The organism is Streptomyces sp. Ag82_O1-12 (assembly GCF_900182715.1).
GTDB lineage: Bacteria > Actinomycetota > Actinomycetes > Streptomycetales > Streptomycetaceae > Streptomyces > Streptomyces massasporeus.
Genome location: NZ_FXUW01000001.1, coordinates 1,544,807 through 1,565,576, shown reverse-complemented (window position 1 = coordinate 1,565,576; position 20,770 = coordinate 1,544,807). Strand labels below are relative to the sequence as shown.

20 protein-coding genes are annotated in these 20,770 nt (G+C 71.3%); 15 read left to right on the top strand and 5 right to left on the bottom strand.

The annotated features are described in order from the left end of the window. Positions 1 to 306 precede the first annotated feature (306 nt). From infC to QOL88_RS07190, 10 genes are all read left to right on the top strand, one after another. Positions 307 to 957 (top strand): translation initiation factor IF-3, encoded by a 651-nt coding sequence (gene infC, locus QOL88_RS07235; RefSeq protein ID WP_097215630.1) that lies wholly within the window; start codon positions 307 to 309, stop codon positions 955 to 957. A 107-nt stretch (positions 958 to 1,064) separates the two neighbouring features. Next, positions 1,065 to 1,259, top strand: coding sequence for a 50S ribosomal protein L35 (gene rpmI / locus QOL88_RS07230; protein ID WP_003977225.1), 195 nt, complete (start codon positions 1,065 to 1,067; stop codon positions 1,257 to 1,259). A 98-nt stretch (positions 1,260 to 1,357) separates the two neighbouring features. After that, entirely contained in the window at positions 1,358 to 1,741 is a 384-nt protein-coding gene (gene rplT / locus QOL88_RS07225) for a 50S ribosomal protein L20 (protein ID WP_097215629.1), read from the top strand. 87 nt (positions 1,742 to 1,828) lie between these two features. Further along, the gene (locus tag QOL88_RS07220) at positions 1,829 to 2,689 is read left to right on the top strand and encodes a TrmH family RNA methyltransferase (RefSeq protein WP_097215628.1); all 861 of its coding nucleotides are present in this window, start codon (positions 1,829 to 1,831) and stop codon (positions 2,687 to 2,689) included. Between the two features lie 54 nt (positions 2,690 to 2,743). After that, positions 2,744 to 3,886: a sensor histidine kinase gene (locus QOL88_RS07215; RefSeq protein WP_097215627.1), complete on the top strand. Its 1,143-nt coding sequence runs from the start codon at positions 2,744 to 2,746 to the stop codon at positions 3,884 to 3,886. A gap of 128 nt (positions 3,887 to 4,014) precedes the next feature. Further along, complete coding sequence (pheS, locus tag QOL88_RS07210) at positions 4,015 to 5,142, top strand: phenylalanine--tRNA ligase subunit alpha (protein ID WP_097215626.1); 1,128 nt, start codon at positions 4,015 to 4,017, stop codon at positions 5,140 to 5,142. Beyond that, the gene (gene pheT, locus QOL88_RS07205) at positions 5,142 to 7,655 is read left to right on the top strand and encodes a phenylalanine--tRNA ligase subunit beta (RefSeq protein WP_097215625.1); all 2,514 of its coding nucleotides are present in this window, start codon (positions 5,142 to 5,144) and stop codon (positions 7,653 to 7,655) included. Before pheS ends, pheT begins: the two co-directional genes overlap by 1 nt. Before the next feature lie 158 nt (positions 7,656 to 7,813). Further along, positions 7,814 to 8,830, top strand: coding sequence for a PP2C family protein-serine/threonine phosphatase (locus tag QOL88_RS07200; RefSeq protein ID WP_097215624.1), 1,017 nt, complete (start codon positions 7,814 to 7,816; stop codon positions 8,828 to 8,830). A 269-nt stretch (positions 8,831 to 9,099) separates the two neighbouring features. Beyond that, positions 9,100 to 10,440 (top strand): NsdA family TPR-like regulatory protein, encoded by a 1,341-nt coding sequence (locus QOL88_RS07195; RefSeq protein ID WP_097215623.1) that lies wholly within the window; start codon positions 9,100 to 9,102, stop codon positions 10,438 to 10,440. Positions 10,441 to 10,546: 106 nt separating this feature from the next. Further along, complete coding sequence (locus tag QOL88_RS07190) at positions 10,547 to 11,092, top strand: NUDIX hydrolase (RefSeq protein WP_097215622.1); 546 nt, start codon at positions 10,547 to 10,549, stop codon at positions 11,090 to 11,092. A 14-nt stretch (positions 11,093 to 11,106) separates the two neighbouring features. Here the strand turns inward: QOL88_RS07190 and QOL88_RS07185 are convergent, their stop codons facing one another. Further along, positions 11,107 to 11,364, bottom strand: coding sequence for a hypothetical protein (locus tag QOL88_RS07185; RefSeq protein WP_097215621.1), 258 nt, complete (start codon positions 11,362 to 11,364; stop codon positions 11,107 to 11,109). Positions 11,365 to 11,574: 210 nt separating this feature from the next. Further along, positions 11,575 to 12,450: a 3-hydroxybutyryl-CoA dehydrogenase gene (locus QOL88_RS07180; RefSeq protein WP_097215620.1), complete on the bottom strand. Its 876-nt coding sequence runs from the start codon at positions 12,448 to 12,450 to the stop codon at positions 11,575 to 11,577. A 180-nt stretch (positions 12,451 to 12,630) separates the two neighbouring features. Here QOL88_RS07180 and QOL88_RS07175 point away from each other — a divergent pair, with 180 nt between their 5' ends. Continuing rightward, positions 12,631 to 13,860, top strand: coding sequence for a glycoside hydrolase family 10-like protein (locus tag QOL88_RS07175; RefSeq protein WP_097222893.1), 1,230 nt, complete (start codon positions 12,631 to 12,633; stop codon positions 13,858 to 13,860). A 1-nt stretch (position 13,861) separates the two neighbouring features. On the opposite strand, the gene QOL88_RS07170 is transcribed toward QOL88_RS07175, so the two are convergent. After that, positions 13,862 to 14,062, bottom strand: coding sequence for a DUF1918 domain-containing protein (locus tag QOL88_RS07170; protein ID WP_097215619.1), 201 nt, complete (start codon positions 14,060 to 14,062; stop codon positions 13,862 to 13,864). A 93-nt stretch (positions 14,063 to 14,155) separates the two neighbouring features. After that, positions 14,156 to 15,076 (bottom strand): DMT family transporter, encoded by a 921-nt coding sequence (locus QOL88_RS07165; protein WP_097215618.1) that lies wholly within the window; start codon positions 15,074 to 15,076, stop codon positions 14,156 to 14,158. On the opposite strand from QOL88_RS07165, the gene QOL88_RS07160 reads away from it, so the two are divergent. The 3 genes from QOL88_RS07160 to QOL88_RS07150 all read left to right on the top strand — a co-directional run bounded on the left by QOL88_RS07160 (position 15,075) and on the right by QOL88_RS07150 (position 17,657). Beyond that, entirely contained in the window at positions 15,075 to 16,511 is a 1,437-nt protein-coding gene (locus tag QOL88_RS07160; protein WP_097215617.1) for an aminotransferase-like domain-containing protein, read from the top strand. The genes QOL88_RS07165 and QOL88_RS07160 overlap by 2 nt on opposite strands. Before the next feature lie 41 nt (positions 16,512 to 16,552). Continuing rightward, positions 16,553 to 16,993 carry a GNAT family N-acetyltransferase gene (locus QOL88_RS07155; RefSeq protein ID WP_097215616.1) on the top strand — a complete coding sequence of 147 codons (441 nt, stop codon included), beginning with the start codon at positions 16,553 to 16,555 and terminating at the stop codon, positions 16,991 to 16,993. A gap of 73 nt (positions 16,994 to 17,066) precedes the next feature. Beyond that, on the top strand, positions 17,067 to 17,657 hold the full coding sequence (locus tag QOL88_RS07150; protein ID WP_097215615.1) for a histidine phosphatase family protein: 591 nt from the start codon (positions 17,067 to 17,069) through the stop codon (positions 17,655 to 17,657). Here QOL88_RS07150 and QOL88_RS07145 read toward each other — a convergent pair. Then, on the bottom strand, positions 17,639 to 18,085 hold the full coding sequence (locus QOL88_RS07145) for a DUF6314 family protein (protein ID WP_097215614.1): 447 nt from the start codon (positions 18,083 to 18,085) through the stop codon (positions 17,639 to 17,641). The genes QOL88_RS07150 and QOL88_RS07145 overlap by 19 nt on opposite strands. Before the next feature lie 137 nt (positions 18,086 to 18,222). Here QOL88_RS07145 and QOL88_RS07140 point away from each other — a divergent pair, with 137 nt between their 5' ends. Continuing rightward, the gene (locus QOL88_RS07140; RefSeq protein ID WP_097215613.1) at positions 18,223 to 20,709 is read left to right on the top strand and encodes an alpha-L-arabinofuranosidase family protein; all 2,487 of its coding nucleotides are present in this window, start codon (positions 18,223 to 18,225) and stop codon (positions 20,707 to 20,709) included. Positions 20,710 to 20,770 lie beyond the last annotated feature (61 nt).

Here is a 20,770-nt window from a genome sequence, read left to right as displayed (position 1 = left end):
TGTAACGACCGGTCGGACACGTGTGCCTCACAGCCCGCGAGTTCGGCCCACAAGTGGAGGCTTTCGAACTCCCACCCGATCACCCTCAGGGCGGCGGGTCACCGGTCAGGCGGTCCCGTCCCAGCGGCGGCGATCCGTCCGAAAGCGCGCCCCGCGGCTTCCCGCGGCGGTGCTCCGGTAGTTCGAGGAGCCCCGCCTGGGAATCGTCCGGGGCATTTTTTGTGCTTCGGCGCGGTTAGGTCTATCGAATAGAGACGTTACGCGGCCGTCCGCCAGACCGTCGCGTGGTGCTACCGAGGAGGATCCATCAGCGCCGAGCCCCGCATCAACGACCGGATTCGCGTTCCAGAGGTGCGACTTGTCGGTCCCAGTGGCGAGCAGGTGGGCATCGTTCCCCTGGCCAAGGCACTGGAGCTTGCGCAGGAGTACGACCTGGACCTGGTCGAGGTGGCGGCGACCGCCCGTCCGCCTGTGTGCAAGCTCATGGACTACGGGAAGTTCAAGTACGAGTCGGCCATGAAGGCCCGTGAGGCGCGCAAGAACCAGGCGCACACGGTCATCAAGGAGATGAAGCTCCGGCCGAAGATCGACCCGCACGACTATGACACCAAGAAGGGTCACGTCGTTCGGTTCCTCAAGCAGGGCGACAAGGTCAAGATCACGATCATGTTCCGTGGTCGCGAGCAGTCCCGGCCCGAGCTGGGCTACCGACTGCTGCAGCGTCTCGCGGAGGACGTGGCCGACCTCGGTTTCGTTGAGTCGAACCCGAAGCAGGACGGCCGCAACATGATCATGGTTCTCGGTCCGCACAAGAAGAAGACCGAGGCGATGGCCGAGGCTCGCCAGGCGCAGGAAGCCCGCAAGGCGGAAGCGAAGGCCAACCCCGGCAAGTCGCAGAACGCCGCGGAGGCCGAGGCGATGGCCGAGGCGCCGGCTGAGGAGCCCGCCGAGGCGTGACTCCCGGGACGCCAGTCCCAGGAAGCAACCGAAACAAGACGACGCTCCACCGTGCCCGGTTTCGCGACCGGGCACCGGAGTGCCACCGACGAGGAGAGAACGGCGCTATGCCGAAGAACAAGTCGCACAGCGGTGCCAGCAAGCGCTTCAAGATCACCGGCTCCGGCAAGGTGCTGCGCGAGCGCGCCGGCAAGCGCCACCTGCTCGAGCACAAGTCGTCCCGTGTGACGCGTCGCCTCACCGGCAACGCCGAGATGGCCCCGGGCGACGCCGCGAAGATCAAGAAGCTTCTCGGCAAGTGACGTCCGGGCGCGTGAGCGCCGGACGTACGTCAGACCGGGACCCAATCGATTTCGGGTCGTGTGAGCACCCCCACGGCCCCGCTACAAGGAGTTAACAAGTGGCACGCGTCAAGCGGGCAGTCAACGCCCACAAGAAGCGTCGGGCGATCCTCGAGCAGGCCTCCGGCTACCGCGGTCAGCGCTCGCGCCTGTACCGCAAGGCCAAGGAGCAGGTCACCCACTCGCTGGTCTACAACTACAACGACCGCAAGAAGCGCAAGGGCGACTTCCGTCAGCTGTGGATCCAGCGCATCAACGCCGCTGCCCGCGCCAACGGCATGACCTACAACCGCTTCATCCAGGGTCTGAAGGCCGCGAACATCGAGGTCGACCGCAAGATCCTGGCCGAGCTGGCCGTCAACGACGCCGGTGCTTTCGCCGCGCTCATCGAGGTCGCCCAGAAGGCGCTGCCGAGCGACGTGAACGCGCCGAAGGCTGCGTGACGCCGGCTCCGAGCCGATGTGACTGAAGGACCCGCAGGCCGGACGGTCTGCGGGTCCTGCTGTGCAGCTACCCAGAAAGCGAACCGGATGCCTCCCGCCACCCCCGAGCTCATCTCCCCCCGCTCCCCCCGCGTCCTGGCCGCGCGGCGGCTGGCCAAGCGGAACTTCCGGGGGAAGGACCGGCTGTTCCTCGCGGAGGGACCGCAGGCCGTGCGGGAAGCCGCCGGGCACCGGGCCGGGGACGCGGCGACGCTCGTGGAGCTGTTCGCCACCCTGGAGGCCGCCGAGCGCTACGCCGACATCGTCGGAGCGGCCCGGGACGCCGGAGCCCGCGTGCACCTCGCCGCCGAGCAGGTCATCGCCGACATCTCCACCACCGTCACCCCGCAGGGCCTCGTCGGTGTCTGCCGGTTCCTGGACACGCCCTTCGAGGAGGTCCTCGCGGCCCGACCGCGGCTCGTCGCCCTCCTCGCCAACGTCCGTGACCCCGGCAACGCCGGGACCGTGCTGCGCTGCGCCGACGCCGCCGGAGCCGAGGCCGTCGTGCTGACCGACGCCTCCGTCGACGTGTACAACCCCAAGGCCGTCCGCGCCTCCGTCGGCTCCCTGTTCCATCTGCCCGTCGCCGTCGGCGTCCCCGTGGAGCAGGCCGTCGACCGGTTGCGGGACGCCGGCGTCCGGGTCGTCGCCGCCGACGGCGCGGGCGACCGCGACCTCGACGACGAGCTCGACAAGGGCACCATGGGCGGGCCGACCGCCTGGGTCTTCGGCAACGAGGCGTGGGGCCTTCCGGAAGAGACCCGCGCCCTCACGGACGCCGTCGTGCGCGTTCCGATCCACGGGAAGGCCGAGAGTCTGAACCTCGCCACCGCGGCCGCCGTATGTCTCTATGCGTCGGCGCGTGCACAGCGCGCCTCCGGAGGGTGCCGCTCCGTCACCGGGAACTAGTAGGGTGACCAGCTCAGGGACCCCTCTGCGGAGCCTTGGAGGTGGGGTACGGGGATGAGTGTCGGCACGAGCAGCGCACCGGGAGCCCAGGACGCCGGGAACCCGCCCGCCGCGTCCCGGCCACCCGGTGATCCCGCCGGACTCGGCATCGACCCCGACCAGCTGCCCGACGGACTCGTCGTCGCCGACGAGCAGGGCCACGTCATCTGCTTCAACACGGCCGCCGAGCGCATCACGGCCGTCCGTGCCCAGGACGCTCTCGGGCAGCGCCTGGAGAAGGTCCTGCCGTTAGAGGACCTGGAGGGCCGGCGCTGGTGGCAGCTGACCGACCCGTACGGGGGCCTCGCCATCCGCGTCGGACAGCCCGAGCGCAACCTGCTCCTGCCCGGCGGCCGCGAGGTGCTGGTCTGCGCGCGCTACGTCCGCACCCGGCCCACCGGGCCCCTCCGGCGCCTGGTCGTCACCCTGCGCGACACCGAGGCCCGCCGCCGCACCGAGCGCAGCCACGCCGAGCTGATCGCCACCGTCGCCCACGAACTGCGCTCCCCGCTGACCTCCGTCAAGGGCTTCACCGCCACCCTGCTCGCCAAGTGGGAACGCTTCACCGACGACCAGAAACGCCTGATGCTGGAGACCGTCGACGCCGACGCCGACCGGGTCACCCGGCTCATCGCCGAGCTGCTCGACATCTCCCGGATCGACTCCGGCCGCCTGGAGGTGCGGCGCCAGCCCGTCGACATCGGCGCCGCCGTCGGACGGCACATCCAGGCCTACGTCGCCGCGGGGCAGCCCGCCGACCGGTTCCTGCTGCGTGTCCAGCAGCCGCTGCCCGACCTGTGGGCCGACCCGGACAAGATCGACCAGGTGCTGAGCAACCTGCTGGAAAACGCGGTGCGGCACGGCGAGGGAACTGTCACGATCGACGTCACGGCCACGGTGTCCCCCCGCGAGGACGAGGACACCGGCACGTCGGTCACGGTGAGCGACGAGGGGCCCGGCATCCCGGAGGAGTCCATGAACCGCGTCTTCACCCGCTTCTGGCGGGGCAGCAAGCGCGGTGGGACGGGCCTCGGGCTCTACATCGTCAAGGGCATCGTCGAGGCCCACGGCGGCACCATCACGGTCGGCCGCGCCCCCGGCGCCGGCGCCGAGTTCCGATTTACGTTGCCCGTGAGCGCTCCGGCCTATCTCGCCTGAGCACCGCGGGCGCATTCGCGTACCTCCACCCCGTTAGACTCGGCCATTGGCACCTTTGTGTCCCTTCAGGCGGCCGTCCGAGTCGGAGACGGGGACCTCCAGCCAGCCAATCGGAAGCACGGGAAGAGATGTCGGCACCGAATAAGTCGTACGACCCTGTCGAGGTCGAGACGTTGAAACCGGAAGAGATCGAGCGCATGCGGGACGAGGCGCTCGCCGCCTTCGCCGCCGCGGACTCCCTCGACGCGCTCCACGAGGCCAAGGTCGCCCAGACCGGCCCCACCTCCCCGCTGGCCCTCGCCAACCGCGAGATCGGCGCCCTGCCCCCGCACGCCAAGGCCGAGGCCGGCAAGCGCGTCGGCCAGGCCCGAGGCGCCGTGAACAAGGCCCTCGCCGCCCGCCAGGTGGAGCTCGAGGCCGAGCGGGACGCGCGCGTGCTCGTCGAGGAGGCGGTGGACGTCACGCTGCCGTACGACCGCGTACCGTCCGGCGCCCGGCACCCGCTCACCACCATGATGGAGCGGGTCGCGGACGTCTTCGTGGCCATGGGCTACGAGGTCGCCGAGGGGCCGGAGGCCGAGGCGGAGTGGTTCAACTTCGACGCCCTGAACTTCCTGCCCGACCACCCGGCCCGGCAGATGCAGGACACCTTCTTCGTGCAGGGCCCCGAGGGCACCGACGAGTCCGGGTCCGGCGTCGTGCTGCGCACCCACACCTCCCCGGTACAGGCCCGCGCGCTGCTCGACCGTGAGCTGCCGGTCTACATCGTCTGCCCCGGCCGGGTGTTCCGCACCGACGAGCTGGACGCCACGCACACGCCGGTCTTCCACCAGATCGAGCTGCTGGCCATCGACGAGGGCCTGACGATGGCGGACCTCAAGGGCACGATGGACCACATGGTCCAGGCCCTGTTCGGCGCGGACATGGAGACTCGGCTGCGGCCGGCCTACTTCCCGTTCACCGAGCCGAGCGCCGAGATGGACATGCTCTGCTACGTGTGCAAGGGCGAGTCCGCCGGCAACCCCGACCGCCCCTGCCGCACCTGCTCCTCCGAGGGCTGGATCGAGCTCGGCGGCTGCGGCATGGTCAACCCGCGGGTGCTCACCGCCTGCGGCGTCGACCCCGAGAAGTACAGCGGGTTCGCCTTCGGGTTCGGCATCGAGCGGATGCTGATGTTCCGCCACAACGTCGAAGACATGCGAGACATGGTCGAGGGTGACGTCCGGTTCACCCGGCCGTTCGGGATGGAGATCTGATGCGGGTCCCGCTTTCTTGGCTGCGGGAGTACGTCGACCTGCCGGAGACGGAGACCGGTCGCGACGTGCAGGCCAAGCTCATTTCGGCCGGTCTGGAGGTCGAGACCGTCGAGCAGCTCGGCGCCGACCTCAAGGGTCCGCTGGTCGTCGGCCAGGTGGCGACGATCGAGGAGCTGACGGACTTCAAGAAGCCGATCCGCTTCTGCACCGTCGACGTCGGCCAGGCGAACAACACCGGCGAGCCGCAGGAGATCATCTGCGGCGCCCGCAACTTCGCCGTGGGCGACAAGGTCGTCGTGGCCCTGCCCGGCGCCGTCCTGCCCGGCGACTTCCAGATCGCCGAGCGCAAGACCTACGGCCGGATGTCGCGCGGCATGATCTGCTCCAGCGACGAGCTGAACATGGGCGACGACGGCACCAAGGGCATCATCGTCCTGCCGCCGGAGACCGAGATCGGCAAGGACGCCGTCGAGCTGCTGGAACTGGTCGACGAGGTCCTCGACATCGCCGTCACGCCCGATCGCGGCTACTGCCTGTCCATCCGCGGCGTCGCCCGCGAGACGGCCACCGCGTACGGGCTGCCGCTGCGCGACCCGGCCCTGATCGACGTGCCCGGCCCGAACGCGTACGGCTACCCGGTGCGGATCTCCGACCCCATCGGCTGCGACCGCTTCACCGCCCGCACGGTGACCGGCCTCAGCGCCGAGGCGCGCTCCCCGATCTGGCTCCAGCGCCGCCTGCAGAAGGTCGGCATGCGCCCGATCTCGCTCGCCGTCGACGTCACGAACTACGTGATGATGGAGCTCGGCCAGCCCCTGCACGCCTACGACCGCGGCCTGGTCCAGGGCACCATCGGGGTCCGCCGGGCCGAGGCGGGCGAGAAGCTCACCACCCTCGACGGCGTCGAGCGCACGCTGGACGCCGAGGACCTGGTGATCACCGACGACCGCGGCCCGATCGGGCTCGCCGGTGTCATGGGCGGCGCCAACACGGAGATCGCCGATCACGACAACGTCGACAACGCCACGGCGGACGTCGTCATCGAGGCCGCGCACTTCGACGCCGTGTCGATCGCGCGCACCGCCCGCCGGCACAAGCTGTCCTCCGAGGCGTCCCGGCGCTTCGAGCGCGGCGTCGACCCGCAGGCCGCGGCGGCCGCCGCGCAGCGCACCGTCGACCTGCTGGTCCTGCTCGCGGGCGGCACCGCCGAGGCCGGCGTCACCGAGGTCCTCGCTCCCTCCGCGCCGCGCACCATCACCATCCCGGCCGACCACCCGGACAAGGTCGCGGGCGTCGCCTACGGCCGCGAGACCGTCGTGCGCCGCCTCCAGGAGGTCGGCTGCGACGTGTACGGGCAGGACGAGCTGATCGTCACCGTCCCGTCCTGGCGGCCCGACCTCACCGACCCGAACGACCTGGCCGAAGAGGTCATCCGGCTGGAGGGCTACGAGAACCTGCCCTCCACGCTGCCCAAGCCGCCGGCGGGCCTCGGCCTGACGGACCGGCAGCGGCTGCACCGCCGCGTCGGCCGCGCCCTGGCCGGTGCCGGATACGTCGAGGCGCTGAACTACCCGTTCATCGGCGAGCAGGTCTTCGACCAGCTCGGGCTCGAGGCGGACGACCCGGCCCGCCGCGTCGTCAAGCTCAGCAACCCGCTGAGCGACGAGGAGCCCGCGCTGCGCACGTCGCTGCTGCCGGGTCTGCTCGCCGCCCTGCGCCGCAACGACGGCCGGGGCTCGCACGACCTCGCGCTGTTCGAGTCCGGTCTGGTCTTCCGGCCGCGCGAGGAGCAGCGGGTCGCGGCCGTGCTGCCCGTCGACCGCCGCCCGACCGACGAGGAGCTCGCCGAACTGAACGCGGCGCTGCCCGACCAGCCGCGGCACATCGCCGTCGTCCTCGCCGGGGCGCGCGAGCAGGCCGGCTGGTGGGGCAAGGGCCGTCCGGCCGACTGGGCCGACGCGGTCGAGGCCGCACGGTCCGTCGCCCGTGAGGCCGGCGCCGAGCTCGTCATCCGCAAGGGCCAGTACGGGCCGTGGCACCCCGGGCGGTGCGCCGAGCTGGCGGTCACCGTGGACGGCGCCGAGCGGGTCGTCGGGCACGCGGGCGAGTTGCACCCGCGGGTCGTGAAGGCCCTCGGGCTGCCCGCGCGCACCTGCGCGATGGAGCTCGACCTGGACGCGGTGGAGACCGCCGGTGACGCCACGGTGGCGGCACCCCGGATCTCCACGTTCCCCGTCGCCACGCAGGACGTCGCCCTGGTCGTCGACGCGTTCGTGCCGGCCGTGGAGGTCGAGGCGGCGCTGCGGGACGGAGCCGGGGAACTGCTGGAGTCCATCCGGCTGTTCGACGTGTACGAGAACGCCGAGCAGCTGGGCGAGGGGCGGAAGTCGCTGGCGTACGCGCTGCGGTTCCGTGCCCCCGACCGGACGCTGACCGTGGACGAGGCGTCCGCGGCCCGGGACGCGGCGGTCGCCCTCGCGGGCGAGCGTGTGGGTGCCGAGCTGCGGAGCTGAGTGCCCAAGGGGCCCCAGGAGAGGGGCGGGTCACCTCACTCGTTTGAGTGGTAAAGGTGGGTGATCTCCCCTTTTCCGGCGTGCTGTCGACAGAATCGGACCGGCCTTCTCGGGCCGGTCCGATTCTGTGTGTCAGGGCCTATTGGGGGGCCATCGGCATGATCCGCGTCAGGGGTCGGGTGCGCAGCCTCGGTCTTCCCATCGCCTGGGGCGCGGCGGCCGTCGCGTACAAGCTGCTCTGTCCGCTAGCCCGGGCGTCCGGTCTCCAGGCGCGGATCGTCACCAGCGCCGTGTTCTTCGCCGTCGGGACCGCGCTGATCCTGCACGTGCGGCACTCGCTGACGCGGGAGCTGCGCCAGTTGCGCCGGGTCGCCGGCGCCGCGCAGCGCGCACTGCTGCGGCCGCTGCCCTCACGGATCGACGGGCTGGAGGTGGCCGCCGCACAGGTGTCGGCGGAGCGTGGCGCCGCGGTCGGGGGCGACCTGTACGAGGTCGTCGCCACCGAGCACGGCGTGCGGGCCGTGATGGGTGACGTACGCGGGCACGGGATCGGCGCGTTCGGGACCGTCGCCGCCGTGCTGGGCTGCTTCCGCGAGGCCGCTCACGACGAGCAGGGCCTCGACGGGGTGCTGCGCCGGCTCGATCGCGCCCTGGCCCGTCATCTGCGCCAGGAGCATCCCGTGGGCGCCGCCGAGGAGTTCGTGACCCTGCTCCTCGTGGAGATCCGGCCCGACGGCGAGATGCTCGCGCTGAACTGCGGCCATCCCTGGCCGTACCTGCTGAGCGGCGTCCGGGCGGACCAACTCGCCCCCGGCGACCCGCATCCGCCCCTGGGCCTGTTTCCGCTGCCGCCGGTTCTTCCGACGGCGGGACTCGGCCGCCTCGAGCCCGACGAGGCGTTGTTCCTCTTCACCGACGGCGCGCAGGACGCCCGGGACGCCCGTGGCCGCTTCTTCCCCCTGGCGGCCGCGCTGTCGAGTGCGGTGGCGGAAGGCCCGCTCTTCTCACAGGCGGTCGTCGGCAGGATCTCGACCGCTCTGCGACACCACACCAGGGGCACACCGCCGGATGACATCGCGCTGCTGGTCCTGAGAAACGGGGGGCCTGCCAACCTGGGGGCGCGGGGAACTGCGCGAACGGCCACGACGCACCCGCAGCCTACGACGGCACCTTAGACACCACGGCGAGAGAGAACACTGCCGGCGGAGCCGTCCGCCCCGCCACGGAGTGTCGGGCAGGCAGCCGGGCGGACGGCGGGTGCGGGCCGCCGCACTGTACGAGGGGGAGCCGGCGGCCCGGCCGGCCTCTTTCGAGGAAATTCAGTCAACCGGTCGGCGACTGTGTGCGACAGTGCGCACACCGTGCGGATTCGAGCACTCCGTTCACACCCCGTGTGAAGGCGGAGCCACTAACCTGTCCGCACCGAGCCATCCGGGGGGCCCACATGCAGCCCAACACTCTGCTCGACGCGATCCTGGACGAGGCGGGGATCTCGCACGCGGGGCTGGCCGCACACGTCAACCAAGCGGGACGGGCACGTGGTCTGTCCCTGAGGTACGAACACACCGCCGTCGCCCGGTGGTTGAAGGGGCAGCGGCCCCGGGGCCAGGTGCCCGACCTGATCTGCGAGGTGCTCGCGGGCCGGCTGCAACGGCAGGTCACCCTGGACGACATCGGCCTCGGCGTACCCGGCGAGCCGTCCGCCCCGCACACCGGCTCGCTGTCCGGGTTCGTCGAACGGGCCACCGCCCTGTGGCGCTCCGACCAGCAGCAGCGTCCGCACATCCTGGGCGCACCCGCGCTCACCGGCACGCCCGCCGTGATGCCGGTGTGGGAGTGGGAGAACCCGCCCGAGGACGTGGACGTCTCACGCGGCGGCAGACACCGGGTCACCACGGGCGACCTGGAGATGCTGCGGGCCGCCCGCGCGCACTACGAGCAGCTGTACCGCAAGGCCGGGGGCATCGCGACGCGGGCCCGGATCGTCGGCTTCCTCAACGCCGAGGCCGCCCCGCTGCTGCGCGGCAGCTACACCGACCAGACCGGCCGGCAACTGCACCGGGCCACCGGCGGGTTGGTGGCGGTCGCCGGCATCTGCGCGTACGACTCCGACGCCCACGGACTCGCCCAGCGCTACTTCCACCAGGCGCTGCGGCTCGCCAAGGCAAGCGGGGACCGGGGGCTCGGGGCGTATGTGATCGCCCTGCTCGTCAACCAGTCGCTGTTCATGCGGGAGTACCGGCAGTCGGTGGCCTTCGCGGAGGCCGCGCTGCGGGCCGCCGGCAAGCACATCACCCCGGCGCTCGCCTCCGACCTGTACGCGATGCAGGCCAAGGCGTACGCGCATCTCGGCGACGGCAGCAGCGCCCTGTCCTGCATCCGGCGGGCCGAGCAGTCCGCCGAGCGCATCCGGCGCGGCTACGAGCCCGACGAGACCGGTTATGTCCAGCCCGGGCTCGTCAACGTGCAGGTGGCGGAGGCGCTGCTGAGCCTCGGCGAGATCGCGGCCGCAGGGGAGCACGCCGCGGCCGCCGTCGGCAATCCGGCGCACGACCGCGGCCGGGTGCACCGGCTGGCGATGCTCAGCACCATCGAGCTGCGGCAGGGCAACGCCGACAAGGCGGTGGCCATCGCCGTGCAGATGGCCGAGCAGGCCCGGGGCATGGAGTCCCAGCGGCTGCGCGACCGGCTGCGCGCGGTGCGGGAGCACCTGGTGCGCAGCGGTTGCGCGGGCACGACCGAGGCGGCCGAACTCATCGACGGGGCCTTGCGCGTACCGTTGTAGATCCGGGCGGTGGTGCCCGTGTCACTCCAAGGCGCTTCCCGTGCGCCTGCTGTCCCTCCGTCCCTGCTGCGATATTGCCACTTACTCGACGGAAGGTGGCAGAACCGTGCAGTGGACGAAACGCAACGAACAAACTGTGTACTCAAACCGCTGGTTCAGCGTCAATCTCGCGGATGTCGAACTGCCTGACGGCCGGCATCTGGACCACTTCCTCATACGGCTGCGGCCCGTTGCGGTGGCCACGGTCGTCAACGAGGCCAACGAGGTGCTGCTGCTCTGGCGGCACCGCTTCATCACCGACAGCTGGGGGTGGGAACTCGCGGCCGGGGTGGTCGAGGACGGCGAGGACATCGCCCGCGCGGCCGCCAGGGAACTGGAGGAGGAAACCGGCTGGCGGCCGGGACCCCTGCGCCACCTCATGAGCGTGGAGCCGTCCAACGGGCTCACCGACGCCCGGCACCACGTGTACTGGGCCGACGAGGGCGACTACGTCGGGCACCCCGTGGACGACTTCGAGTCGGACCGCCGGGAATGGGTGCCTCTCAAGCTCGTCCCCGACATGGTCGCCCGCGGCGAGGTCCCGGCCGCCAACATGGCGGCCGCGTTACTTCTGCTGCACCATCTCAGGCTCGGACAGGACGCGTTGCCTTAAGGTCCTACAGGGTCTCAGCGTCCCAGCGCCTGCCAGATCGCCAGGACGAGGGCACCCACGGCGGTGAGGGCGGCGACCGCGGGCAGCGGCCAACGCGTGTGTTCGAGCGTGTGGATCCGGGTGTTGAGCTCGTCGATCTCCTTGGCGGTCTCCTCGGTGCGGTGGCTGAGCAGAGCCAGGCCGCCCTCGACGCGGGCGTACGCCACGTCGAGGCGGCGTCGTAACTCTGCGAGTTCTCCGGATACGGCGGGATGCTCGGGATCGGCGGTCACGAGTCCGCTCCTTTCCGTAGTCGTTTTACATCCCTTGCATGCGCATGAGGAGTCAACTCGCCTGGTGGGCGCCTGGGGAGAGTGTGCGAGGGGCATATGCGAGCCCGGCGCGCACACGGTGTGTGAATGCAACGGGCCCGGCACCTGTTCAGGTGTCGGGCCCGCTGCTTGGCCGAAATCTGACCGTCCGTAATCGGCCTCGGGTGGCGGTCAGGCGTACGTGTAGAAGCCCGAGCCCGTCTTGCGGCCCAGCCGGCCCGCGTCGACCATGCGCTGCAGGAGCGGGGGAGCGGCGTACAGGGGCTCCTTGTACTCCTCGTACATGGACTGGGCCACCGAGGCGACCGTGTCCAGGCCGATCAGGTCGGAGAGCTTCAGGGGGCCCATCGGGTGGGCGCAGCCCATCTCCATGCCGTTGTCGATGTCCTCGCGGCTGGCGATGCCCGTCTCGAACATCCGGATCGCGGAGAGCAGATACGGGATCAGCAGCGCGTTGACCACGAATCCGGAGCGGTCCTGGGCGCGGATGGCGTGCTTGCCGAGCAGCTTCTCGGTGAACACCTGGGCGCGGCTGATCGTGCCCTCGGACGTGGTGAGCGCCGGGATCAGCTCGACGAGCTTCTGCACCGGGGCCGGGTTGAAGAAGTGGATGCCGATGACCTGGTCGGGCCGCGAGGTCGCCACCGCGAGCTTCACCAGCGGGATCGAGGAGGTGTTGGAGGCCAGGATCGCGTCAGGCCGGGTCACGACCTGGTCGAGCACCTGGAAGATCTCGGTCTTGACCTGCTCGTTCTCGACGACGGCCTCGATCACCAGGTCACGGTCGGCGAACTCGCCGAGGTCCGTGGTGAAGCTCAGGCGGGCCAGCGTGGCCTCCTGCTCCTCCTCGGTGATCTTGCCGCGCTCGGCTGCCTTGGCCAGGGAGGTGAACAGCCGGGTGCGGCCGATCTCCAGGGCCTCGCCGGTGGTCTCGGCGACCATGACGTCCAGGCCGGCCCGGGCGCACACCTCGGCGATGCCCGCGCCCATCTGACCGCAGCCCACGACTCCGACGCGTGCAATGTCTCCCGCTGGGATGTCCGTCACATCGTCCCTTTCGCTGCTGATCCACGTCCGGGCAGGTTCGCCGGGTCCCGGTGCCTGCTCCGTTCGAGCACGTTACTCCGAAGTATCGATGATCGATCGCGGGGGTCGGCTCCGCTTCGGGCATGCTGGGCCCGGAGCGATCCGCGACCGGGCGGATCCGCGGCTTTTTGGGGCATGCGGATGGGACGAGTCTCACGCAGGGCGTTCGCGGTGGCGGCGCTGTCGGCTTTCACGATGATGCCTCGGGCGTCCGCCGCGACCGGGCACCGGGGCGGGGCAGCGGCCTCCGAGATGCGGGGTGTCTGGATCGCGTCCGTGGCCAACCGCGACTGGCCGTCGAAGTCCGGGCTGACCGCGTCGCAGCAGCGCGCCGAACTGCTCACCCATCTCGACACGGCGGCCGACAACCGCCTCAACACCGTGTTCTTCCAGGTCCGGCCCACGGCGGACGCGATGTGGCCCTCGCCGTACGAGCCCTGGTCGCAGTACCTCACCGGCACCCAGGGCAAGGACCCCGGCTGGGACCCGCTGGGCACGGCCGTCGAGGAGGCCCATGCCCGGGGTCTTCGGCTGCACGCCTGGTTCAACCCGTACCGCATCGCCGTGCACGCCGACCCGTCCCGCCTGACCGCCTCCCACCCCGCCCGCGAGAACCCCCACTGGGTGGTGACGTACGGCGGGAAGCTCTTCTACAACCCGGGGCTGCCCGAGGTCCGCGCGTTCGTCGAGGACGCGATGCTCGACGCGGTGGCGAAGTACCGTGTGGACGGCGTCCACTTCGACGACTACTTCTACCCGTACCCCGTGGCCGGGCAGACCTTCGACGACGACGCCGCCTACGACGAGCACGGCGGCGGCTTCCCGGACCGGGCCGCCTGGCGCCGGGACAACATCGACCGGCTGGTGCGGGAGACGGCGGACCGCGTCAAGGAGGTCCGGCCGGACGCACGCTTCGGCATCAGCCCCTTCGGCGTATGGCGCAACGCCGGGACCGACCCGCTCGGTTCGGACACCGAGGCGGGCGTGGAGACGTACGACGATCTGCACGCGGACACCCGCAAGTGGGTGCGCGAGGGCTGGATCGACTACATCGTCCCGCAGCTGTACTGGAACATCGGCTTCGCCGCCGCCGACTACGCGAAGCTGGTGCCCTGGTGGGCGGAGGTCGCACGCGGCAGCTCGACGCAGCTCTACGTGGGGGAGGCGTTGTACAAGGCCGGCGATCCGGCGCAGCCCGCGGCGTGGCAGCAGACGGGCGAGCTGTCCCGGCACCTGACGCTCGCCGGGGAGCACGCACAGGTGCGCGGGCACGTCTACTTCGCCGCCAAGGACGTGGCGGCCGACCGGATCGGGGCGATGGCGCGGGTCGTCGCCGACCACTACGGGCAGCCGGCGCCGCCCCCGCGCTGAGTCATGGCCCGGTGGTGGTCTCCCGGTGCCGGATCTCGGTGTCGGGTCCCGGGGAGCACACGCCCTCGTGCCCGTCCTCGAACCGGACGCGGTACGGGGGGTTGCCCTCCGGGCCGAGCACTTCGACGATCTCGCCGATCCTGTCGTGCTGACCGACCACCCTGCCGTGCTGGACAAGCTGGTCGCCCACGGTTGCGAGCATCTGGGGCCTCCTCACGATGTGCGGAGCAGCGGTCCGTGGCCTTTGAGTCTACGGCGGGGGGCGCCTGTCGGCAGTGGCCGTGCGCGCTCCCGCTCAGCCGCGTGATCGCTGCGTGACGGCGATGCAGAGCAGCACCGCCGCGGCCGTCAACGGGGCGGCGACCGTGAGGTGCTCGCCCAGCAGCAGCACCGACCACACCAGTGTGAGCAGCGGCTGGGCGAGCTGCAACTGGCTGGCCTTGGGGATGCCGATGGCCGCCATGCCGCGGTACCAGACGACCAGCCCGACGAACTGCGAGCCCGCCGCGACCCACAGCAGGCCGGTGACGCTGTGCGCGGTCAGCCGCACGGGTTCGTGCGCCAGGGCGAGCGCGGCGACCGGCACGGTCAGCGGCAGGCACAGCACCAGCGCCCAGCCGATCACCTGCCAGCCCGGCATGATCCGGGCCAGCCGGCCGCCCTCGGTGTAGCCGGCCGCGCAGACCAGCAGCGCGGCGAAGAGGTACAGGTCGGCGGTGGTCAGGGCGCCGCCGCTCTGCTGCACGGTGAAGGCCAGCACCGCCGCCGCGCCCGCCAGGGCCGCGACCCAGAAGGTGCGCGAGGGCCGGGTGCCGACGCGCAGCGCGGAGAAGAGCGCGGTGGTCAGCGGAAGCAGTCCGACCACGACGGCGGCGTGCGCGGTGGTGGAGGTCTCCAGCGCCAGCGTGGTCAGCAGGGGGAAGCCGAGGACGACACCGGCCCCGACCACCGCGAGCCCCGCCCAGTGCCGGCGGGCGGGCAGCGGCACGCGCAGGGTCAGCAGACAGCCGCCCGCGATCACCGCTGCCAGAACGCTCCGCACGGCGACCAGCGACCAGGGTCCGAAGCCCTCCAGCCCCCAGGCGGTGGCCGGGAACGTGAGGGAGAAGGCGACGACGCCGAGGGCGGCCTGGAGGGTGCCGAAGCCGGGACGCTCCGGTTCCGAGCTGGCGACCGCTATCGAAGGTGCGGCAGTAGCGCTACTCTGTGCTCTCATGCAAGAGCGTAGCAGCGTAGGTGACCTGGCGGAACAGCTGAAGCGGGAGCTCGACCGCTACTCTCCCGGTGGAAAGCTGCCGTCGAGTCGTGCTCTGGTGGAGCGGTTCCGGGTGAGCCCCGTGACGGTGTCGCGGGCCCTGGCTCAGCTCGCCGCCGAGGGTCTCGTGGTCACCCGGCCCGGCGCGGGCGCGTTCCGCGCACCGGCCCGGACGGCGCCGGCCCCCGCCGGGGACACCTCCTGGCAGGAGGTCGCCCTCAGCGCCGACGGCGCGGCCGACCTCGTCCCACGCTCGGTCGACGCCTCGGGGGTGCTGGTGTCGCTGGCCGCCCCGCCGCCCGGCGTGATCGAGTTCAACGGCGGCTATCTCCACCCGTCGTTGCAGCCGGAGCGGGCGATGGCCGCAGCCCTCTCGCGGGCCGGGCGGCGTCCCGGCGCCTGGGGACGCCCGCCCATGGAGGGGCTGCCGGAGCTGCGCGAGTGGTTCGCGCGCGGCATCGGCGGGTCCTTCACCGCCGCCGAAGTGCTGGTCACCGCGGGCGGTCAGTCCGCGCTCACCACCGCCCTGCGCGCCCTCGCCCCGCCCGGCGCCCCCGTCCTGGTCGAGTCGCCCACCTACCCTGGCATGCTCGCCATCGCCCGGGCCGCCGGTCTGCGCCCGGTGCCGGTCCCGGTGGACGCCGACGGCGTGAAACCCGCGCTGCTCGCCGACGCCTTCCGCGCCACCGGAGCCCCGGCCTTCGTCTGCCAGCCGCTCTTCCAGAACCCCACCGGCGCGGTGCTCGCGCCCGAGCGGCGTGCCGAGGTGCAGCGCATCGCCCGCGAGGCGGGCGCGTTCGTCGTCGAGGACGACTTCGTGCGCAGGCTCGTGCACGAGGACGCCGGGCCCCTGCCGCGCCCGCTGGCCGCCGACGACCCCGACGGCGTCGTCGTCCACGTCTGCTCGCTGACCAAGGCGACCTCGCCGAGCTTCCGGGTGAGCGCCCTGGCCGCGCGCGGGCCGGTGCTGGAGCGACTGCGCGCCATCCAGGTCGTCGACACGTTCTTCGTGCCGCGCCCGCTCCAGGAGGCCGCCCTCGAACTCGTCGGCTCGCCCGCCTGGCCGCGTCATCTGCGGGCCGTCTCCGCGGAGTTGAAGACCCGGCGGGACGCGATGACCGGCGCCCTCGCCCTGCACCTGCCGGAGCTGGCCCTGCCGCACATCCCCTCCGGCGGCTACCACCTGTGGCCCCGCCTGCCCGACGGCACGGACGACTCGGCCCTGACCTCCGCGGCCCTGCGCGCCGGCGTCGCCCTCACACCCGGCCGCCCGTACTTCAGCGCCGAGCCACCGGCCGCGCACCTGCGGCTCAGCTTCGCGGCGGTCGCCGGGACCGGAGAGATCGCGGAGGGCGTACGACGGCTGCGCAGGGCCTGTGACGAGGTGCTGGGATAACCGCTCGACGCGCCTGCGGGCCAACTGCGAGCATCGCGGACATGACCGACACGCCGAGCCTGCCCGAGGGCTACGAGATCTCCACCGACCCCGGACGCGTCGACCGCGCGCGCGTGCACCACTGGCTGTCCACCGACGCGTACTGGGCGCTGGGGCGTTCGAGGGAGAAGCAGGACCGGGCGATCGACGGCTCGCTCAACTTCGGCGTCCACGAGACGGTGTCGGGGGAGCAGGTCGCGTACGCCCGGGTGATCACCGACCGGGCGACCTTCGGATGGCTGTGTGACGTGTACGTCGATCCGTCGGTGCGCGGCAAGGGCGTCGGCAGCACGCTCGTGGCCGCCGTACGGGACGAGATGCGGCAGTACGGGGTGCGGCGCGTCCTCCTCGCCACGCACGACGCGCACGGGGTGTACGCGAAACTCGGGTTCGCGCAGCTGGAACGGCCCGAGCACTGGATGGCGCTCGTCTTCGGCCAGTGAAGGCCGGCACACCCTCGGTAACTCGTAGGTAACACCTCTTGACCTGCGCACTTGCTGCGCCCACGATCGCCGCATGCCACTTCGGGTCACGTTCGTCGCCTCCGCGCGCAGCTCTCCGCTGCTCGCCGAGCGTTTCGAGGACGACCGGCCGCTGGACCAGGCCGGATGGGGTGAGGTGGAGCGCCTCGCGCAGGATCTGCTGCCGCTCGCCGCGGCCGAACTGCGCTACTGCTCGCCGACTCCGCGCAGCCGGTCGACGGGGGAGGGGCTCGGGTACGCGCCGCTGGTCCAGCTGGGCCTGCGCGACTGCGACATGGGCCGGTGGCGAGGGCTGACCCTCGGCGAGGCGATGGCGCGGGAGCCGGACGCCGTGGACGCGTGGCTCGCCGACCCCCGAGCCACACCGCACGGAGGTGAGTCGTTGGTCGACTTCATCACCCGCGTCGGCGGCTGGCTCGACACCCGGCCCGTCGAGGACGGCTGCCGGGTGGTGGCGGTGGCCGAGCCGTCCGTGATCCGGGCCGCCCTGGTGTACGCCCTGAAGGCACCGCCCTCGACGTACTGGAACATCGACGTCCGCCCGCTGTCGACGACCGCCGTGACGGGCCGGGCGGGTCGCTGGAACCTGCGCTTCGACGGGGCGTCTCAGCCCTCGCGCGCGTAGTCGGTCCGCAGGACCAGGTCCTTGGCGGGGCCGCCGACGCGCCACACCGTCCGCCAGCGGTCGAAGTCGTGGACGGTGAACTCGCCGCGGTAGAGGTCCGCCGCACAGGGATGGGCGGCGACATGCCGGCCGGACGTCAGGTCCAGGTCGTGGAACAGCCTCCCGTCGGCGAACCGCACCTGAGCCGTGCCGCCCGGGCCCCGCAGGAAGCGCAGCGTCCGCTCGGCGGGCCGGGCGACGCCGTGCCAGACGAAGGTGCCCGACTCGTGGTGCAGCAGCCCGCCGGGCGTCTCTCCGTCCTCGCGGAACTCGGTGGTTCCGGTGAACTCGCCTTCCGCGCCGCTCGCGAGATCCCGCACCGACCGTGACACCCGCCAGCGCCCGGCCAGATACGCCAGCGCGTCCGGCACTGGCCAGAACTCGCCCATCCTGCCCCGCTCTCCGTCCCCACCGTTCCTGCGCGACCCATTGACGCGCATCCGCCCCCTCCCTATCTTGCCGTTCGAAGTGCTGACCAATGTCTGATATTTCGAACACTCCTCTACCAGAGAGCCGCGGAGTATCCATGCCACGCACCGCCGCCCGCCCCCGATGGAGACTGGGTCTCACGACCACCGCCCTCCTGACGGCGACAGCCCTCGTACCGGCCCCCGCGCACGCCGAGGACGCCCCCGACTACGCGATCACCGTCGACCCGTCCGCCCAGGGCGCGAAGATCGACGACACGATGTACGGCGTCTTCTTCGAGGACATCAACCGGGCCGCCGACGGCGGTCTGTACGCCGAGCTCGTGCAGAACCGATCCTTCGAGTACTCCACCGCCGACAACGGCTCCTACACGCCCCTGACCTCCTGGTCGGCGGGCGGCACGGCCCAGGTCGTCGACGACTCCGGACGGCTCAACGAACGCAACCGCAACTACCTCTCCCTGGGCGCCGGTTCGTCCGTCACGAACTCCGGCTACAACACCGGCATCAGGGTCGAGCAGGGCAAGCGCTACGACTTCTCCGTGTGGGCCCGCGCCGCGAGCGGCAGTACGCTCACCGTCTCGCTGAAGGACGCCGCGGGCAGCCTGGCCACCGCCCGCCAGGTCGCCGTGAAGGGCGGCTGGGCCAAGTACAAGGCCACCTTCACGGCGACCCGCACGAGCAACCGCGGCCGGCTCGCCGTCGCCTCGGCGGACGCCGCCGCGCTCGACGAGGTGTCGCTGTTCCCGCGCGAGACGTACAAGAACCAGCCGAACGGCCTGCGCAAGGACCTCGCCGAGAAGATCGCGGCCCTGAAGCCGGGCTTCGTGCGCTTCCCCGGCGGCTGCCTGGTCAACACCGGCTCCATGGAGGACTACAGCGCGGCCTCGAACTGGCAGCGCAAGCGCAGCTACCAGTGGAAGGACACCGTAGGCCCGGTCGAGGAGCGTGCCACCAACGCCAACTTCTGGGGCTACAACCAGAGCTACGGCCTCGGGTACTACGAGTACTTCCGCTTCTCCGAGGACATCGGCGCCATGCCGCTGCCCGTCGTCCCCGCCCTGGTGACCGGCTGCGGCCAGAACAAGGCCACCGACAACGAGGCGCTGCTCAAGCGGCACATCCAGGACACCCTCGACCTCATCGAGTTCGCCAACGGCCCGGCGACCTCCACCTGGGGCAAGGTCCGCGCGCGGATGGGCCACCCCAAGCCCTTCCACCTGACCCACATCGAGGTGGGCAACGAGGAGAACCTCCCCAAGGAGTTCTTCGCCCGCTTCCAGCACTTCCGGGCCGCCATCGAGGCGAAGTACCCGGACATCACCGTCATCTCCAACTCGGGCCCGGACGACGCCGGCTCGACCTTCGACACCGCCTGGCAGCTCAACCGCGAGGCCAAGGTCGACATGGTCGACGAGCACTACTACAACAGCCCGAACTGGTTCCTGCAGAACAACGACCGCTACGACTCCTACGACCGCAACGGTCCCAAGGTCTTCCTCGGCGAGTACGCCTCCCAGGGCAACGCCTGGAAGAACGGCCTCTCCGAAGCCGCCTTCATGACCGGCCTGGAGCGCAACGCGGACGTCGTCAAGCTCGCCTCGTACGCCCCGCTGCTCGCCAACGAGGACTACGTCCAGTGGCGGCCGGACATGATCTGGTTCAACAACCGGGCCTCCTGGAACTCGGCCAACTACGAGGTCCAGAAGCTGTTCATGAACAACGTCGGCGACCGCGTGGTCCCCTCCAAGGCCACCGGGACCCCGGACGTCAGCGGTCCCATCACCGGCGCCGTCGGCCTGTCGACGTGGGCGACCAGCGCCGCGTACGACGACGTAAAGGTCACCTCCGCCGACGGCTCGACCCTGTTCGGCGACGACTTCTCCGGTGACGCCTCGAAGTGGAAGCACGCCGGCACCGGCAGCTGGAGCATCCAGGACGGGGCCTACGTCCAGACCGACACCGCCGCCGAGAACACCATGGTCACGGCGGGCGACCCGGCCTGGAAGGACTACGACCTGCATGTGAAGGCCACCAAGAAGTCCGGCAAGGAGGGCTTCCTCGTCGCCTTCGGCGTCAAGGACACCGGCAACTACTACTGGTGGAACCTGGGCGGCTGGAACAACACCCAGTCCGCGATCGAGCAGGCCGTGGACGGCGGCAAGGGCACCCTGATGACGAAGGCCGGGTCGATCGAGACGGGCCGGGCCTACGACATCGACATCAAGGTGCGCGGCCGCCAGGTCACCCTGTTCCTCGACGGCAAGGAGTGGGGCAGCTTCAAGGACGACAAGCCGGCCGAGCCGTTCCGCCAGGTCGTCACCAAGGACGCCCGGACCGGGGACCTGGTCGTCAAGGTCGTCAACGCCCAGTCGGCCGAGGCCCGTACGGCCGTCGACCTCGGTGGCGCCAAGGTCGCCTCCACGGCCCGTGTCACCACGCTGGCCGCCGACGAGACGGCCGTGAACACCGAGACGGACACCCCGGTGACGCCGGTGACGTCCACGTTCCGGGGTGTGGCGAAGAAGTTCACCTACACCTTCCCCGCGAACTCCGTGACGTTCCTGAGGATCAAGCAGAGGTGATATCCCGCTGTGCGGCCGCCGTCCCCGGGCGGCGGCCGCACAGCGCCGTCATCGCGGGAGT

What these genes read in the sequence shown, in the direction of transcription:
- QOL88_RS07160 (WP_097215617.1), top strand. Translation starts at nt 15,075, where the DNA reads ATGCAAGAGCGTAGCAGCGTAGGTGACCTGGCGGAACAGCTGAAGCGG.
- QOL88_RS07195 (WP_097215623.1), top strand. Translation starts at nt 9,100, where the DNA reads ATGCAGCCCAACACTCTGCTCGACGCGATCCTGGACGAGGCGGGGATC.
- QOL88_RS07165 (WP_097215618.1), bottom strand. Translation starts at nt 15,076, where the DNA reads ATGAGAGCACAGAGTAGCGCTACTGCCGCACCTTCGATAGCGGTCGCC.
- QOL88_RS07150 (WP_097215615.1), top strand. Translation starts at nt 17,067, where the DNA reads ATGCCACTTCGGGTCACGTTCGTCGCCTCCGCGCGCAGCTCTCCGCTG.
- QOL88_RS07170 (WP_097215619.1), bottom strand. Translation starts at nt 14,062, where the DNA reads ATGCTCGCAACCGTGGGCGACCAGCTTGTCCAGCACGGCAGGGTGGTC.
- QOL88_RS07220 (WP_097215628.1), top strand. Translation starts at nt 1,829, where the DNA reads ATGCCTCCCGCCACCCCCGAGCTCATCTCCCCCCGCTCCCCCCGCGTC.
- QOL88_RS07200 (WP_097215624.1), top strand. Translation starts at nt 7,814, where the DNA reads ATGATCCGCGTCAGGGGTCGGGTGCGCAGCCTCGGTCTTCCCATCGCC.
- QOL88_RS07140 (WP_097215613.1), top strand. Translation starts at nt 18,223, where the DNA reads ATGCCACGCACCGCCGCCCGCCCCCGATGGAGACTGGGTCTCACGACC.
- rpmI (WP_003977225.1), top strand. Translation starts at nt 1,065, where the DNA reads ATGCCGAAGAACAAGTCGCACAGCGGTGCCAGCAAGCGCTTCAAGATC.
- pheT (WP_097215625.1), top strand. Translation starts at nt 5,142, where the DNA reads ATGCGGGTCCCGCTTTCTTGGCTGCGGGAGTACGTCGACCTGCCGGAG.
- QOL88_RS07215 (WP_097215627.1), top strand. Translation starts at nt 2,744, where the DNA reads ATGAGTGTCGGCACGAGCAGCGCACCGGGAGCCCAGGACGCCGGGAAC.
- QOL88_RS07155 (WP_097215616.1), top strand. Translation starts at nt 16,553, where the DNA reads ATGACCGACACGCCGAGCCTGCCCGAGGGCTACGAGATCTCCACCGAC.
- pheS (WP_097215626.1), top strand. Translation starts at nt 4,015, where the DNA reads ATGTCGGCACCGAATAAGTCGTACGACCCTGTCGAGGTCGAGACGTTG.
- QOL88_RS07145 (WP_097215614.1), bottom strand. Translation starts at nt 18,085, where the DNA reads ATGGGCGAGTTCTGGCCAGTGCCGGACGCGCTGGCGTATCTGGCCGGG.
- QOL88_RS07175 (WP_097222893.1), top strand. Translation starts at nt 12,631, where the DNA reads ATGGGACGAGTCTCACGCAGGGCGTTCGCGGTGGCGGCGCTGTCGGCT.